This window comes from Brachybacterium saurashtrense (genome assembly GCF_003355475.1).
Taxonomy (GTDB): Bacteria; Actinomycetota; Actinomycetes; order Actinomycetales; family Dermabacteraceae; genus Brachybacterium; species Brachybacterium saurashtrense.
The window spans coordinates 1,271,077-1,285,178 of record NZ_CP031356.1 but is presented as its reverse complement, the minus strand read 5'-3'; the positions used below and the strand labels follow the sequence as shown (position 1 = coordinate 1,285,178).

Below are 14,102 nucleotides of genomic sequence, written 5' to 3'. Positions count from 1 at the left end.
ATTGAGTGGCGGTCACAGACTACCCGGGCGAATGGTTGTTACCGGGCAGCAGGGAGGATGTCACGTCGCGGCGTGACGCGGGCGACATCCCCGTCAGGAGGGGCTCAGGGCAGGATCAGCACCTGGCCGGCGTAGGCGAGGCCGGCGCCGAAGCCGAACTGCACCAGTACGTCGCCGCTGCGGGCGGCGCCCTCCTCGAGCAGGCGGTGGGTGGCCAGCGGGATCGAGGCGGCGGAGGTGTTGCCGGTCTCGGCGATGTCCCGGCCCACCACCACGTCCTCGCCCAGGCCCAGCTGCTTCACCAGCTCGTCGATGATCCGCATGTTGGCCTGGTGCGGCACGAACACGTCGATGTCCTCCACGCCCAGGCCGGAGGCCTCGAGCATCTCGCGGATCTTCGCGGCGGTGTGCCACACGGCCCAGCGGAACACGGTGCGGCCGTCCTGCTCGAGGGTGGGCCACTCGGCGGTGCCGTCGCGGAAGTCGATCATCGAGCCGGTCATCCGGATGGTGTGCCAGTTGTCGCCGTCGCTGCCCCACACGGTGGGGCCGATCCTCGGCGTGTCGCTGGGGCCCACCACGGCGGCGCCCGCCCCGTCGCCCAGCAGGAAGGAGATGGAGCGGTCGGTGGGGGAGACGAAGTCGGAGAGCTTCTCCGCCCCGATCACGAGCACGTGCCGGGCCGCGCCGGAGCGGATCAGCGCATCGGCCTGGCCGATCCCGTAGGCGAAGCCGGCGCAGGCGGCGGAGATGTCGTAGGCGATGACGTCCGGCCGGCCCAGCTTCCCGGCGAGCCGGGTGGCGAGCGACGGGGTCGCGTAGGGGAAGGAGATGGTGGAGACGATGATCGCGTCGAGCGTGTCCAGCGCGATGCCGGAGCGCTCGAGCGCCTCCTGCGCGGCGGTGAGGGAGAGGTCCTCGACGCCGACGGCGGCGCTGGCGCGCCGTCGGGTGACGATCCCGGTGCGCTGCCGGATCCACTCGTCGGAGGAGTCGATGGGACCGACGAGGTCGTCGTTGGGGACCACGAGGTCGCCGCGCGCCGCGCCGTAGGCGAGCACCTGCGCCCCCGGGACCGTGGGGCGGGCGGTGAGCGTCGGTGCCATGTCAGTTCTCCTGGTCCGTGCGGCCGGCGTGCTCGCGCACCAGGGCGCGCGCCTGCTCGAGGTCGTCGGGGGTGTTGAGGTTCGCCAGGGAGATGCCCTTCAGCTCGCGCTTGGCGAGCCCGGTGAGGGTGCCGGCGGGCGCCACCTCGAGCATCGCCGTGACGCCGCGCTCGCGCATCCCGGCCATGCACGACTCCCAGTCCACCGGGGAGGCCACCTGCTCGACGATCAGCTCGAGGTAGCGGCCTCCGGAGGTGACCACCTCGCCGCCGGCGTTGGACAGCAGCGGGACGGCGGGATCTGTGGGGGTGAGGGTGGGCGCGAACTCTGCGAGCGCCGAGCGGGCCGAGGCCATGTAGGGGGTGTGGAACGCGCCGGCCACCTGCAGCGGGATCACGCGGGCCTTGGCGGGGCCGTCCTCGGCCAGGGCGGCGATCCTCTCGCTCGCGCCGGCGGCGACCACCTGCGCGGCGGAGTTGAGGTTCGCGGGGTGCAGTCCGTGGCGCTCGATGGCGGCCAGCACGTCCTCGCGGGTGCCGCCCACCACCGCGGCCATGGAGGTGGGCTCGGCCGCGGCGGCGGTCGCCATCGCCTGCGAGCGGGCGGCGACCAGGCGCATCGCGTCGCCGTTGCTGAGCACGCCGCCGAGCGCGGCGGCGGTGAGCTCTCCCACGCTGTGGCCGGCGACCATGTCCGGCGCGGGGAGGGCCTGCTCCTGGTAGAGGCCGGCGGCGGCGAGGATGCCGGCGGCGACCAGCAGCGGCTGCGCCACCGCGGTGTCGCGGATCGTGTCCGCATCGGACTCGGTGCCGTGGCGCAGCAGGTCGACGCCGCCCGCCTCGGAGAGCGCCGAGAGCGCGTCCTCGACGCCGGGGAGCTCGAGCCAGGGGCTCAGGAATCCGGGCTTCTGCGCCCCTTGTCCGGGACAGACGATCGCGAGCACGGGAACCTCCAGGGGAGTGGGAACAGGAAAGGCCCGCTCGGGGTCGAGACGGGCCGACGGGGTGTGGGGCGGCCGCCGGGCCGTCCGTCGCGGAGGACGGACGGCCCGGCGGGATGCTCAGGACTCGCCGCCGAACGAGCCGGACTGGCCGGCGTTGACGTTCGTCAGCTCGTACTTGTCCAGTGCCTGGCGCACCACGGAGGGATCGACCTTGCCCTCCTTGGCGAGCAGCTGCAGGGTCTTGACGACCATGGAGTGCGCGTCGATCTTCAGGTGGCGGCGGGCCGCCGGGCGGGTGTCGGAGAAGCCCCAGCCGTCGGCGCCGAGCACGCCGTAGGCGCCGGGGATCCACTCGCGGATCATGTCCGGGACCATGAAGTCGTAGTCGGAGGTGGCCACGAACGGCCCCTCGACGCCCTCGAGGCGCTGGGAGAGCCACGGGGTGCGGGGCTCCTCCGGGTGCAGGAGGTTGTGCTTCTCCGCCTCCTGGGCCTCCTTGCGCAGCTCGGTCCACGAGGTCACCGACCAGACCGAGGCGCGCACACCCCAGTCCTCCGCGAGCAGCTCGCGGGCGTGCTGCGCCCACGGGACGCCCACGCCGGAGGCCAGCAGCTGAGCCTCCGGTCCCTCGCCCTCGGCCTTCTCCTCGAGCAGGTACATGCCCTTGAGCAGTCCGTCGACGTCGAGGTCCTCCGGCTCGGCCGGCTGCACCATCGGCTCGTTGTAGACGGTGATGTAGTAGAAGACCTCCTGCAGGCGGTCGTCCTCGCCGTACATCCGCTGCAGGCCGTCGCGCACGATGTGGCCCAGCTCGTAGCCGAAGCAGGGGTCGTAGATGACCGCGCCCGGGTTCGTGGCGGCGAGGATCGGGGAGTGGCCGTCCATGTGCTGGAGGCCCTCGCCGGCGAGCGTGGTCTTGCCCGCGGTGGCGCCGATCACGAAGCCCTTGGCCATCTGGTCCCCGGCGGCCCAGAAGAAGTCGCCGGTGCGCTGGAACCCGAACATCGAGTAGAAGATGTAGAACGGGATCATCGGCAGGTCATGGGTGGCGTACGAGGTGCCCGCCGCGGTGAACGCCGCGGTGGAGGAGATCTCGTTGATGCCCATGTGCTTGATCTGGCCGGAGGTGGACTCCTTGTAGGCCAGCAGCAGGTCGCGGTCCACCGAGAGGTAGTTCTGACCGTCGGGGTTGTAGATCTTCGCCGTGGGGAACAACGAGTCCATGCCGAAGGTGCGCGCCTCGTCGGGCACGATCGGGACCCAGCGCTTGCCGGTCTCCTTGTCGCGCATCAGGTCCTTGAGCAGCCGCACCAGCGCCATGGTGGAGGCGATCTCCTGCTTGCCGGAGCCGCGGCGCACCACCTCGTAGGCCTTGTCCCCCGGCAGCTCGAGCGCCTTGTGCTCGGTGCGCCGGGAGGGCACCGGACCGCCCAGGGCGGCACGGTGCTCGCGCAGGTACGTCATCACCGGGGAGTCGTCCTCGGGCAGGTAGAACGGCGCGTCGTAGACGCTGCCGGACTCGAGCTGCTGGTCGCTGATCGGGATGCGCAGGGTGTCGCGCAGCGCCTTGAGATCCTCGAGGGTGAACTTCTTCATCTGGTGGGTCGCGTTGCGCCCCGCGAAGTTCTTGCCCAGGCGGTAGCCCTTGACGGTGTGGGCGAGGATCACGGTGGGCTTGCCGTTCTTCGCCGTGGCGGCCTGCTGGAACGCGGCGTAGATCTTCTTCGCGTCGTGGCCGCCGCGGTTGAGCTTCCACCAGATGTCCTCGTCGGACATGTTCTCGACCAGCGCCTTGGTGCGCGGATCGCGGCCGAAGAAGTTGTCGCGGATGAAGGCGCCGTCCTCGGCGCGGTAGGTCTGGTAGTCGCCGTCCGGGGTGGCGTTCATCAGGTCGATGAGCGCGCCGTCGGTGGACTCGGCCAGCAGCGGGTCCCAGCCGGAGCCCCAGATCACCTTGATGACGTTCCAGCCGGCACCGCGGAACTGGCTCTCCAGCTCCTGGATGATCTTGCCGTTGCCGCGCACCGGGCCGTCGAGGCGCTGCAGGTTGCAGTTCACGACGAAGGTGAGGTTGTCCAGGTGCTCCTTGGCGGCGATGTGCAGTGCGCCGCGCGACTCCACCTCGTCCATCTCGCCGTCGCCGAGGAACGCCCAGGTGTGCTGCTCGGAGGTGTCCTTCAGGCCGCGGTTCTGGAGGTAGCGGTCGAAGGAGGCCTGCTCGATCGCGGCGACCGGGCCGATGCCCATGGAGACGGTGGGGAACTCCCAGAAGTCCTTCATCGCCCGCGGGTGCGGGTAGGAGGGCATGCCGTGCTCGCTGGAGACCTCCTGGCGGAAGCCGTCGAGGTCCTCCTGCGCGAGGCGGCCCATCATGAAGGCGCGCGCGTAGATGCCGGGGGAGGCGTGCCCCTGGAAGAACACGTGGTCACCGCCGCCGGGATGGTTCCGGCCGCGGAAGAAGTGGTTGAAGCCCACCTCGTACATGGTGGCGATCGAGGCGTAGCTGGAGAGGTGCCCGCCCACGGAGACGCCGGGCCGCTGGGCGCGATGGACCACCATCGCCGCGTTCCAGCGGTTGATGTTGCGCAGCTCCTTCTCGAGGTCGGCGTCGCCGGGGTACTGCGGCTGCTGCTGCTCGGAGATCGTGTTCACGTAGTCCGTGGTGAGCGAGTCCGGCAGGTGCAGGTCCTCGTCCCGCGCGTGCTGGATCAGGCTCTGGACGATCTCGGCGGCCCGATCGGCGCCCCGGTGCTCGACGAGCCCGTCGAACGACTCCAGCCATTCCCGGGTCTCCTCGGGATCCGGGTCCTGCGCGTGGCTCGGCAGGTTGATGCCGATGGGACGAGGGGTCTCGTGCGAAGTCACACTGTCCTTCTCTCTACGGGAGGCGATGGACCGGCCGTGGGAGCTGAGGTTCGCCGGTGGGCCCGGCTCCTTCGGCCTCGGTGCAGGCAAGCCTACCGTCGCCGTGCCCGTGCGGGACCTTCACACTCCCTCCGCATCTGTGATGCGCAGGACATCCCGCGGCCCGTCGGCCGTGGGCGGGACCACCGTCCCGTGGTGCGCGCGGGTGGCGGGTGACATAGACTGCGGGGCGCGCCACAGGATGGAGGGGCCCACGGGCGTCCTCCCGGCGCACGACCGCTTGATCTCGCTTGTGAGGAGTCCTTTCTTGTCACCGTCGGCCGACGCCCCTTCGTCCAGCTCCCTGTCCGAGGTGCTGAACCTCACCGAGGGACAGATCGTGCAGGAGATCGGCTACGACGACGACGTCGATCTCGATCTGCGCGACGCGATCGAGGACCTCATCGGGGCGGAGCTCGAGGACGAGGACACCCAGGAGATCGTGGACGCCGTGGTGCTGTGGTGGCGCGACGGCGACGGCGACCTCACCGACGCGATGGTGGACACCCTGCGCAACATCGACGCCGGCGCCCCCGTGTGGGTGATGACCCCGAAGGCGGGTCGCGACGGGCACGTGGTGCCCGGTGAGATCCAGGAGAGCGCCGGGATCGCCGGCCTGCGGGTGATGAGCTCGGTGAGCCTGGCCAAGGACTGGACCGGCACCCGCCTGGCGAGCCGGACCACCTGATCGCCGCACGCCCCGTCCAGGCGGGGCGCGGACGTCCCCTCCTCGGGGACGGGGGAGCCTGCTCCCGACGGGTCGTTAGCTCAGCTGGTCAGAGCGTCTGGTTTACACCCAGAAGGTCGGGGGTTCGAGCCCCTCACGACCCACTCACACGAAGGCCCCTGACCTGCACGGACAGTGCAGGATCAGGGGCCTTCGGCGTGCTGGGCCCCTCACCGCGTCACGGCGTACGCCAGCATGAGCACCGCCGGCACGGCGACCACCAGGCAGCCCCACGTGAGGGCGGTGCGGCGGTCGCGCTCGCGCTCCTCGGGCGTGCGCGGGGTGGGCTCGGGGCGGCCGGCGGCCTCCCACTGCTCCCGGGCCTCGCGGCGTCGCAGCAGCAGGCGCGAGAGGATTACCACCAGGGCCACGAGGATCGCCGTGAACATGGCGAGCAGGATCAGCGTGTCGATGGCGGGCCTCCGGGGTCTGGGGCGGGCGGCGCGGTGGCGCGCCGCGGGTCGAGGGCGGGTGCGGCGGCACGGTGGGTCCCGACGAGCCCGCCCGTGGGGTCTCCAGGATCTCACGACCCCACCCCGCCACCTGGATGCTTCCTATACTGGCGGGGCCGCCGAGGCCCCTGCGCACGCGTCCTGCGTGTTCCGGGGCCCGGCCCGAGCGAAGGAGGAGCCGCGCAGGTGAGTGCACCCACACCAGGGTTCGATGTCGAGGCGGTCCGGGCGGACTTCCCGATCCTGTCCCGCATGCTCGATGACGACACCCCGATGATCTACCTCGACGGCGGCGCCACCTCGCAGCGGCCGCAGCAGGTGCTCGACGCGGAGATCGCCTACCTGCGGCGCGATCACGCCGCGGTGAAGCGGGGCGCGCATCGCATGGCCTCCGCGGCGACCGACGCCTACGAGGGAGCCCGCGAGCGGGTGGCCGCGTTCCTCGGCGCCCCCTCCCCGGACGAGGTGGTGTTCACCAAGAACGCGACCGAGGCCCTGAACCTCGTCGCCCATTCGCTGGGCGGCGGGGACTCCTCCACCCCCGCGCACCTGCGGGTGGGCGAGAGTGACGAGATCCTGGTGACGGAGATGGAGCACCACGCGAACCTCGTGCCCTGGCAGGAGCTCGCCCGTCGCACCGGTGCCACGCTGCGCTGGATTCCGGTGGCCGAGGACTTCACCCTCGACCTCACCGATCTCGACTCCCTGCTCACCGCGCGCACGAAGGTGCTCGCGTTCACCCACCAGTCCAACGTGCTGGGCACCGTCAACCCCGTCGGTCGCCTGGTGGAAGCGGCTCGCGCCGTCGGCGCCCTCACCGTGCTGGACGCCGCGCAGTCCGTCCCGCACATGCCCGTCGACCTCGCCGCGCTGGGGGTGGACCTGGTGGCGCTGTCCGGGCACAAGATGCTCGGCCCCACCGGCATCGGGGTGCTGTGGGGCCGCTACGAGCTGCTCGCGCAGATGCCGCCCTTCCTCACCGGCGGCTCGATGATCGAGACCGTGCACATGGACCGCACCACCTACGCGGAGCCTCCCGCCCGCTTCGAGGCCGGCACCCCGCCGATCTCGCAGGCCGTGGGGCTCGCCGCCGCCTGCGACTACCTCGACGCGCTCGGGATGGAGAATGTCGCCGCCCACGAGCAGGCCCTCACCCGTCGCGCCCTGCAGGGCCTGGCGGGCATCGACGGGGTGCGCGTCCTGGGCCCGGCGGATTCCGCCGAGCGCACCGGTGCGGTCTCCTTCGACCTCGCCGGCCGCCATCCGCACGACGTGGGCCAAGTGCTCGACTCCCTGGGCATCGAGGTGCGGGTGGGCCACCACTGCGCCTGGCCCCTCCACCGCCGCTACGGCGTGCACGGCACCACCCGCGCCAGCTTCTCCGTCCACACCACCGCCGCCGAGATCGACGCGTTCGTCGACGGCGTGGCCCGCACCGTCGACTTCTTCGGATCCCTGTGATGAGCAGCCACCTCTCCGCCCTGTACACCGGGCTGGTCGTCGAGCACGACAAGCGCCCCCTCCACGCCGGCCTGCGCGAGCCGTTCGGCGCCGAGGTCCATCACGTGAACCCCACCTGCGGGGACGAGATCACGCTGCGCCTCCACCTGGCCGACGGCGCCGCCGAGCGCATCGAGGACGTCTCCTACGACGCCGTGGGCTGCGCGATGAGCCGTGCCTCCGCCTCGATCATGGCGGACCTCCTGATCGGCCGGACGGTCGTCGAGATGGAGCCGGTGCGCGAGCACTTCGAGGAGGTGATGCGCTCCCGCGGCCGCCTCGACGGGGACGAGGAGCTGATCGGGGACGGCATCGCCCTGCTGGGCGCGGCGAAGTTCCCCGCCCGCGTGAAGTGCGTGCTGATGCCGTGGAAGGCCTACCAGGCCGCCCTGGTCGAGACCCGGGCGCTCGGGGCATGAGCGCCGCGACCGGCGCCCGCACCGTGCAGGACGTCCTCGAGGTGCTCGAGTCCGCCTACCCCCTGCACTGGGCCGAGAGCTGGGACCGTGCCGGGCTGGTGCTGGGGGAGCGGGACGCGCCCGTGGAGCGTGTGCTGCTCGCGGTGGATCCGACCGTCGCGGTGGCCCGCGAGGCGGTGCAGCACGGCGCGCAGCTGCTGATCACCCACCACCCGCTGCTGCTGCGCGGGGCGAGCTTCCTGCCGGCCGACGACGGCAAGGGCGCGGTGGTCACCTCCCTGCTGCGGGCCGGCACGGCGCTGTGGTGCGGGCACACCAACGTGGACCGCTCCACCCGCGGCACCGTCGGCGCCTGGCTGCGCGCGCTCGCGCTGCAGTCCCCGCGCCCGCTGCTGCCCGGGGAGGAGCAGGCGGAGGCCGGCCACGGCTCGGTGCGCTTCGGCCTGGGCGTGGTGGGAGAGCTGCCCGCACCCACCACGGTGGGGGAGCTCACCGAGACCGTCGCCGCGCTGGTGCCCGCCACCGCCCGCGGCATCCTCCACACCGGGGACGCGCAGCGCCCGGTGCGCACGGTGGCGGTGTGCCCGGGGGCGGGGGACTCCTTCCTCGACGCCGCCGCCGGCTCCGGGGCGGACGTGTACCTCACCTCGGACCTGCGCCACCACCCGGCGCTGGAGCACCTCGAGACCGCCGCGGACCCGGCCGAGGTGCCGGCGCTGATCGACGTCCCCCACGCGGCGAGCGAGGCGCTGTGGCTGCCGCTGGCGGAGGAGCTGCTGGCCGAGGCCCTGCCCGGGCTGGAGGTGCGGCGCACCGCGCACACCACCGATCCCTGGAGCGGCAGGGCGGGCTGAGCCCCGCACGCTCGGCCCGCTCCGTCGCCCGGGCCGCTCAGCGCACGCGGTCCACGACCACCAGACGGTCGCCGTCGAGCTCGACGGCTAGGCCGGCGCCCAGCCCCTCGGCGAGCAGCTCACGCGCCTCCTGCGCGGTGGCAGGGGCCTGCGCGGCCTCGAGCAGCACCCGGGTGACCAGGCCCCGATAGCGCTTCGCGTCATGGGAGATCACGCTGCGCACCCCGTCGCGCTCCTGCACCGGGGCCACCTCCAGCACCCGCACCGTCTCGTCGCCGCGCATCGCCATCATCGACCGGTACCCGCCGGAGCGGCAGTCGATCACCAGCGGCGAGGCGCTGCGGGCCTGCTCGGCGAGGAGCTCCTGGGCGATCGGCCGCAGCCGCGGCCGCCACCAGGTTCCCGCCTTGCCCAGCCGCGACAGGGACGACCCGGCGGAGAGCCGGTAGGCGGGGATCGCGTCCTGCGCGGCGTCCACCAGCCCGAACAGGGCGCTCTGCACCAGCACGCGGCGGTCCTCGGGGAGGGAGGCGGCCGGATCGAGCTGGTCGTACAGCACGCCCGAGTAGACGGCGAGCGGGGCGCCTGCGGGCTCCTCGTCCAGGTGCAGCATGCGGCCTACCAGTTCCGGCGCGGAGGCGGGCACGCCCAGCCGGGCGGCGGCGTCGGCCCCGGCGGCGGTGCGGCGCGCCGCGCGCAGCATGGTCTCCCGGCTCTCGTGCAGCGCCGGCAGCGACATCCCGTCGAGATCGAGTCTCGCGGTCCCCACCTCCGAGGGGCGGGTCTTCGTCTCCGAGGGCGGCAGCAGGATCAGCATCCGTCCATTCTCGGGCCCCTGCCCGGCACACCCCGGTGCGCCACGGCGAGACCTTGGGCACGTGGGCCACGGGCCGGGCCGGGCGGGCGCGGCCGACGGGCCGGCGCGACGTAGACTGGGGACGGACCAGTCGGCCGGGCAGCCGCGTCCTCGGGGCTCGCGCCCCGGGGCCGAGGAAAGTCCGGGCTCCACCCGGCACGGTGGTGGGTAACGCCCACCCGGAGCGATCCGCGGGACAGTGCCACAGAGAGCAGACCGCCGCCGCGCCCACGGGCACGGCGGTAAGGGTGAAAGGGTGGTGTAAGAGACCACCGCGGCCTCGGTGACGAGGTCGGCACGGCAAACCCCACCGGGAGCAAGGTCAGACAGGGAATGTTCGAGGGCGCCGGCCCGAGTTCCCGGGTAGACCGCTGGAGGTCGTCGGCAACGACGATCCGAGAAGGATGGCTGCCGCTCACAGAACCCGGCTTACAGGCCGGCTGGTCCACCCCGCGGCGCCGCCCGGCCGCGCGCTACTTCTTCTCGGCCTTCTTCTCCGCCTTCTTCGCGGCCTTCTTCAGCGCCTTCTCCTCGCGGTGCGCGAGCACCGCGGCGCCCACGATCCCGGCCTCGTTGCGCAGCCCCGCCGGCACGATCTCGGTCTCGAGGTCCAGCGGCGGCAGGAACTTCTTGTACTTCTTGGAGACGCCGCCGCCGACGATGATCCGCGTGGGGCTGAACAGGAACTCGACGTGGGAGAAGTACTCCTGCAGGCGCCCGGCCCACACGTCCCAGTCCAGCTCCTCCCGCTCGCGGACCGAGCTGGCCATGTACTTCTCGGCGTCATCCCCGTGCAGCAGCAGGTGACCGAGCTCGGCGTTCGGCACCAGCGTGCCGTCCACGAACATCGCGCTGCCCACGCCGGTGCCCAGCGTGATCACGAGCACCACGCCCGAGCTCTTGCGCCCGGCGCCGTAGGTCATCTCGGCGATGCCGGCGGCGTCGGCGTCGTTGACCACGAACACGTCGTGGCCGGTGCGCTCGGTGAGGAGCGCGTCCACATCGGTGCCGATCCAGGACTTGTCCACGTTCGCCGCGGTCTTCGCCACCCCGGCGGAGATCACCGCGGGGAAGGTGACGCCCACGGGCATGTCCGGCGCCACGTCGAAGGAGTCGATGAGCTCGGCGACGGTGTCCGCCACCGCCTCCGGCACCGAGGGCTGCGGAGTGGGGATGCGGAGCCTGTCCGCGGCGAGCTCACCGGTGGCGAGATCCACCGGTGCGCCCTTGATGCCGCTTCCGCCGATGTCGATCCCGAAGGCCTTCTTGCTCATGCCGTCTCCTGTGCGCGGTGGGCGGGCGAGAGAACGCCCTGCAGGTCGATGCACCGCCGGCGACGGTGCTCACGGACGCACAGGATACCCATCCCGTCCGGGCCGCTCCGGGCCGACCACGGGGCGGAAGCCGCGGGCGGCCCGGCCGCACCCGGCGGGCCGACGGGTCGGCGGCAGGGCACAGGCCGGGCTCACACCACGGTGAGCAGCTCCGGGCCGTCGGCCGTGATGAGCATGGTGTGCTCGAACTGGGCGGAGAAGGAGCGGTCGCGGGTGACCACGGTCCAGCCGTCGTCCCACTGCTCCCAGGCCTGGGAGCCGAGGGTGAGCATCGGCTCGATCGTGAAGGTCATGTTCTCCTCGATCACGTCGTCGAACATCGGCGCCGAATCGTAGTGGGGGATCACCAGGCCGTTGTGGAAGCCCTCCGCCACGCCGTGGCCGGTGTAGTCGTGCACCGACTCCATCCCGTGGCGGGCGGCGAACTTCTCGATCACGCGCCCGATGACGTTCACCTCGCGGCCGGGCCGGGCCACCTTCACGCCGCGCATCATGGCGGCGTGGGCGGTGTCGACGAGGTCCTGCGCGCGCGGATGCACCTCGCCCACCGTGAAGGTGGCGTTGCAGTCGCCGTGCACGCCGTGGACGTACGCGGTGACGTCCACGTTGAGGATGTCCCCGGCCTGCATCACGGTGGAATCCGGGATGCCGTGGCAGATCACCTCGTTGAGGCTGGTGCAGCAGGACTTCTCGAAGCCCAGGTAGCCCAGCGTGGAGGGGTAGGCGCCGTTCTCGAGCAGCACCCCGTGGACCACCTCGTCGATGTGATCGGTGGTCACGCCCGGCCGTGCCGCCTCCCCGGCGGCCTGCAGGGCCAGCGCCGCGATCCTCGACGCCTCGCGGACCCGAGCGATCACGTCGGCGTTCTGGATGAACGGGCCGGTGTCGGAGACCGCCTCGTCCTTGCCCACGTACTCGGGGCGCTCGATCGCTGCCGGCACGCTGCGCCGCGGGCCGATGACGCCCGGCACCAGCTCCTCGCGCCCTTCTGGACGGATCCATTCCTGCTCTACAGTCATGAGCACCAGTCTCTCACCGACCGCAAAGGAGACCGACGTGACCGACGGCACGCAGTTCTACTACAACCTCAGCACCGGCCAGGTCGAGGAGGGGCCGCAGTCCCCGGCCTCCGAGCGGATGGGCCCGTACGCGACGCGCGAGGAGGCGGCGCGGGCCCTGTCCACCGCCGCCGAGCGCAACAAGGCGTGGGACGAGGAGAACCAGGACTGGGACGACTACGGCGACGGGTCCGCGCCGACCGCCTGAGTGCGCGGCGTCACTCGAAGGAGTGCTCGGGCCCGGGGTAGGCGCGCTCGCCCACCTCGGCCCGGTACTGCGCGGCCGCGCGCTGCAGCTCCCCGCGCAGATCCGCGAACGCCTTGACGAACTTCCCCTGGAAGCCGGACAGGCCCGCCATGTCCTGCCACACCAGCACCTGACCGTCGCACTGCGGCCCGGCGCCGATCCCGATGGTGGGCACGGCCACCGCCGCGGTGACCTCGGCGGCGAGCGCGGCCGGCACCAGCTCCAGCACGATCGCGCTCACCCCCGCCTCCTGCAGCGCGAGCGCATCGGCGTGCAGGCGCCGCGCGCCCTCCTCGTCCCGGCCCTGCACCCGGTGCCCGGAGAGCGAGTTCACCGACTGCGGCGTGAACCCCAGATGGCCCAACACCGGGATCCCGGCCTGCACCAGGGCGCGCACCTGGGGCGCGACCTCCGCACCGCCCTCGAGTTTGACCGCCTCCGCGCCGGCGCGCACGAGTTCGACGCCGTGGCGCAGCGCGTCGGCGGGACCGGCCTCGTAGGTGCCGAAGGCGAGATCCGCGACCACCAGCGGGCGCGTGACGCTGCGCGCCACCGCCCCGGTGAACGTGAGCATGTCCTGGTGCGTGGTGGCGGTGGTGGAGGAGTGGCCCAGCACGGTGGTCCCCACCGAGTCGCCCACCAGCAGGGTCTCCACCCCGGCGGCCTCGAAGGCGCGGGCGGCGAACTGGTCGTAGGCGGTGAGCATCGAGAACGGGCGCCCGTCGGCCTTCGCCTGCTGCAGGTGCCGCAGGCGGATCTTCGCCGGGCCGTTGCTGGACTGAGTGCTCACGGGATGCTCCTGGACGGGAGAGGGGACGGACTGCAGGGCAAGCCTAGTCCCGGGCCCGCGGGCCGGGTCCCCGGCGGTCGGCGGCGAGTGGGGAGTTCTCCCCATCCCGCTGCTGGGCCCTGCTGTGCCAGGGTGGAGCACACGGCGCCACCGGGTGCCGGACTGGACGAGTGAGGGGACCCATCATGACCGCGATCATGCGCAGGACTGTTCGAGCTTCGGCGGCGACCTTGGGCGCGCTGGCCATCGTCACCGGGACGGCGGCGTGCGGCGGCCTCCTGGGCGGGAACGAGGACGGCGACGGCGGGACCACCACCGAAGAGGAGTCCCCCTCCGACGCCGAGGAGGACGCCGACGACGACATGGCCGAGCAGGACGCCGGGACCGGCGACGGCGCCGCTTCCGAGGACGAGGGCTCCTCGGACGACGAGGGCATGGACGAGGACGCCTCCGACGGCGACTCCGACGACGCCGCCTCCGGCGAGGCGCTCAGCGAGGACGACCTCACGGCGGTGGGCGACCGGTTCTACGAGTTCCTCGAGGCCGCCGCGAACGCCGACGGCGAGGCCGCCTGCGGCCTGGTCTCCCATCCCACCACCGGGGAGCCGCTTTCCGGGCCGGAGCTCGCCGGATGCATCGAGGGCTTCGAGAGCGAGGCCGGGGAGCAGCCGATCGATCCCTCGATGATGGATGCGATCGACCGCTCGATGATCGAGGGCGTGGACAACGGCGACGGCACCGCGGGCATCGAGCTGCTGGGCGAGGACGGCGGCGTCGTCTTCGTCCAGGGCGAGGACGGCCAGTGGTACATCGACGGCAGCCAGTACCTCTGAGCGGCCCTGCCGCGTCGTGAGCGCCCCGGCCTCCTCTGAGGGAGGCCGGGGCGCTCCGCGTCCGGCCCCTCCCTGGGGC

At 72.4% G+C, this 14,102-nt stretch carries 14 protein-coding genes, 1 tRNA gene and 1 other RNA gene; 8 read left to right on the top strand and 8 right to left on the bottom strand.

The window, feature by feature from the left end; all coding sequences use genetic code 11:
• Window positions 1–104 precede the first annotated feature (104 nt).
• From DWV08_RS05840 to aceE, 3 genes are all read right to left on the bottom strand, one after another.
• Complete coding sequence (locus DWV08_RS05840; protein WP_115412937.1) at window positions 105–1,106, bottom strand: beta-ketoacyl-ACP synthase III; 1,002 nt, start codon at window positions 1,104–1,106, stop codon at window positions 105–107.
• A 1-nt stretch (window position 1,107) separates the two neighbouring features.
• Complete coding sequence (locus tag DWV08_RS05835) at window positions 1,108–2,049, bottom strand: ACP S-malonyltransferase (protein ID WP_115412936.1); 942 nt, start codon at window positions 2,047–2,049, stop codon at window positions 1,108–1,110.
• Between the two features lie 117 nt (window positions 2,050–2,166).
• Entirely contained in the window at window positions 2,167–4,914 is a 2,748-nt protein-coding gene (aceE, locus tag DWV08_RS05830) for a pyruvate dehydrogenase (acetyl-transferring), homodimeric type (RefSeq protein ID WP_115412935.1), read from the bottom strand.
• 307 nt (window positions 4,915–5,221) lie between these two features.
• Here aceE and DWV08_RS05825 point away from each other — a divergent pair, with 307 nt between their 5' ends.
• Window positions 5,222–5,641, top strand: a complete 420-nt coding sequence (locus DWV08_RS05825; protein WP_115412934.1) for a DUF3052 domain-containing protein — start codon at window positions 5,222–5,224, stop codon at window positions 5,639–5,641.
• A 69-nt stretch (window positions 5,642–5,710) separates the two neighbouring features.
• A tRNA-Val gene (locus DWV08_RS05820) sits at window positions 5,711–5,784 on the top strand.
• Window positions 5,785–5,850: 66 nt separating this feature from the next.
• On the opposite strand, the gene DWV08_RS05815 is transcribed toward DWV08_RS05820, so the two are convergent.
• On the bottom strand, window positions 5,851–6,069 hold the full coding sequence (locus tag DWV08_RS05815; protein WP_241237382.1) for a hypothetical protein: 219 nt from the start codon (window positions 6,067–6,069) through the stop codon (window positions 5,851–5,853).
• 249 nt (window positions 6,070–6,318) lie between these two features.
• Between DWV08_RS05815 and DWV08_RS05810 the strand changes: the two genes are divergently transcribed.
• From DWV08_RS05810 to DWV08_RS05800, 3 genes are read left to right on the top strand one after another with little or no spacing between them, the layout of a single operon-like run.
• On the top strand, window positions 6,319–7,593 hold the full coding sequence (locus DWV08_RS05810; protein WP_115412933.1) for an aminotransferase class V-fold PLP-dependent enzyme: 1,275 nt from the start codon (window positions 6,319–6,321) through the stop codon (window positions 7,591–7,593).
• The gene (gene sufU, locus DWV08_RS05805) at window positions 7,593–8,051 is read left to right on the top strand and encodes a Fe-S cluster assembly sulfur transfer protein SufU (protein WP_115412932.1); all 459 of its coding nucleotides are present in this window, start codon (window positions 7,593–7,595) and stop codon (window positions 8,049–8,051) included. Before DWV08_RS05810 ends, sufU begins: the two co-directional genes overlap by 1 nt.
• Window positions 8,048–8,905, top strand: a complete 858-nt coding sequence (locus DWV08_RS05800; protein ID WP_115412931.1) for a Nif3-like dinuclear metal center hexameric protein — start codon at window positions 8,048–8,050, stop codon at window positions 8,903–8,905. Before sufU ends, DWV08_RS05800 begins: the two co-directional genes overlap by 4 nt.
• A gap of 37 nt (window positions 8,906–8,942) precedes the next feature.
• Here the strand turns inward: DWV08_RS05800 and yaaA are convergent, their stop codons facing one another.
• The gene (gene yaaA / locus DWV08_RS05795) at window positions 8,943–9,722 is read right to left on the bottom strand and encodes a peroxide stress protein YaaA (protein WP_115412930.1); all 780 of its coding nucleotides are present in this window, start codon (window positions 9,720–9,722) and stop codon (window positions 8,943–8,945) included.
• 126 nt (window positions 9,723–9,848) lie between these two features.
• On the opposite strand from yaaA, the gene rnpB reads away from it, so the two are divergent.
• Window positions 9,849–10,209: RNase P RNA component class A (rnpB, locus tag DWV08_RS05790), an RNA gene on the top strand.
• Between the two features lie 25 nt (window positions 10,210–10,234).
• Here rnpB and ppgK read toward each other — a convergent pair.
• Both ppgK and map read right to left on the bottom strand, forming a co-directional pair.
• On the bottom strand, window positions 10,235–11,035 hold the full coding sequence (ppgK, locus tag DWV08_RS05785) for a polyphosphate--glucose phosphotransferase (RefSeq protein ID WP_115412929.1): 801 nt from the start codon (window positions 11,033–11,035) through the stop codon (window positions 10,235–10,237).
• Window positions 11,036–11,226: 191 nt separating this feature from the next.
• A complete protein-coding gene (gene map / locus DWV08_RS05780; protein WP_115412928.1) occupies window positions 11,227–12,114 on the bottom strand; it encodes a type I methionyl aminopeptidase in 888 nt (295 codons plus the stop codon).
• A gap of 37 nt (window positions 12,115–12,151) precedes the next feature.
• Between map and DWV08_RS05775 the strand changes: the two genes are divergently transcribed.
• Window positions 12,152–12,361, top strand: coding sequence for an SPOR domain-containing protein (locus tag DWV08_RS05775; RefSeq protein ID WP_115412927.1), 210 nt, complete (start codon window positions 12,152–12,154; stop codon window positions 12,359–12,361).
• A gap of 10 nt (window positions 12,362–12,371) precedes the next feature.
• On the opposite strand, the gene panB is transcribed toward DWV08_RS05775, so the two are convergent.
• On the bottom strand, window positions 12,372–13,190 hold the full coding sequence (gene panB, locus DWV08_RS05770; protein ID WP_115412926.1) for a 3-methyl-2-oxobutanoate hydroxymethyltransferase: 819 nt from the start codon (window positions 13,188–13,190) through the stop codon (window positions 12,372–12,374).
• 185 nt (window positions 13,191–13,375) lie between these two features.
• Between panB and DWV08_RS05765 the strand changes: the two genes are divergently transcribed.
• The gene (locus tag DWV08_RS05765) at window positions 13,376–14,023 is read left to right on the top strand and encodes a hypothetical protein (protein WP_115412925.1); all 648 of its coding nucleotides are present in this window, start codon (window positions 13,376–13,378) and stop codon (window positions 14,021–14,023) included.
• Window positions 14,024–14,102: the final 79 nt, after the last annotated feature.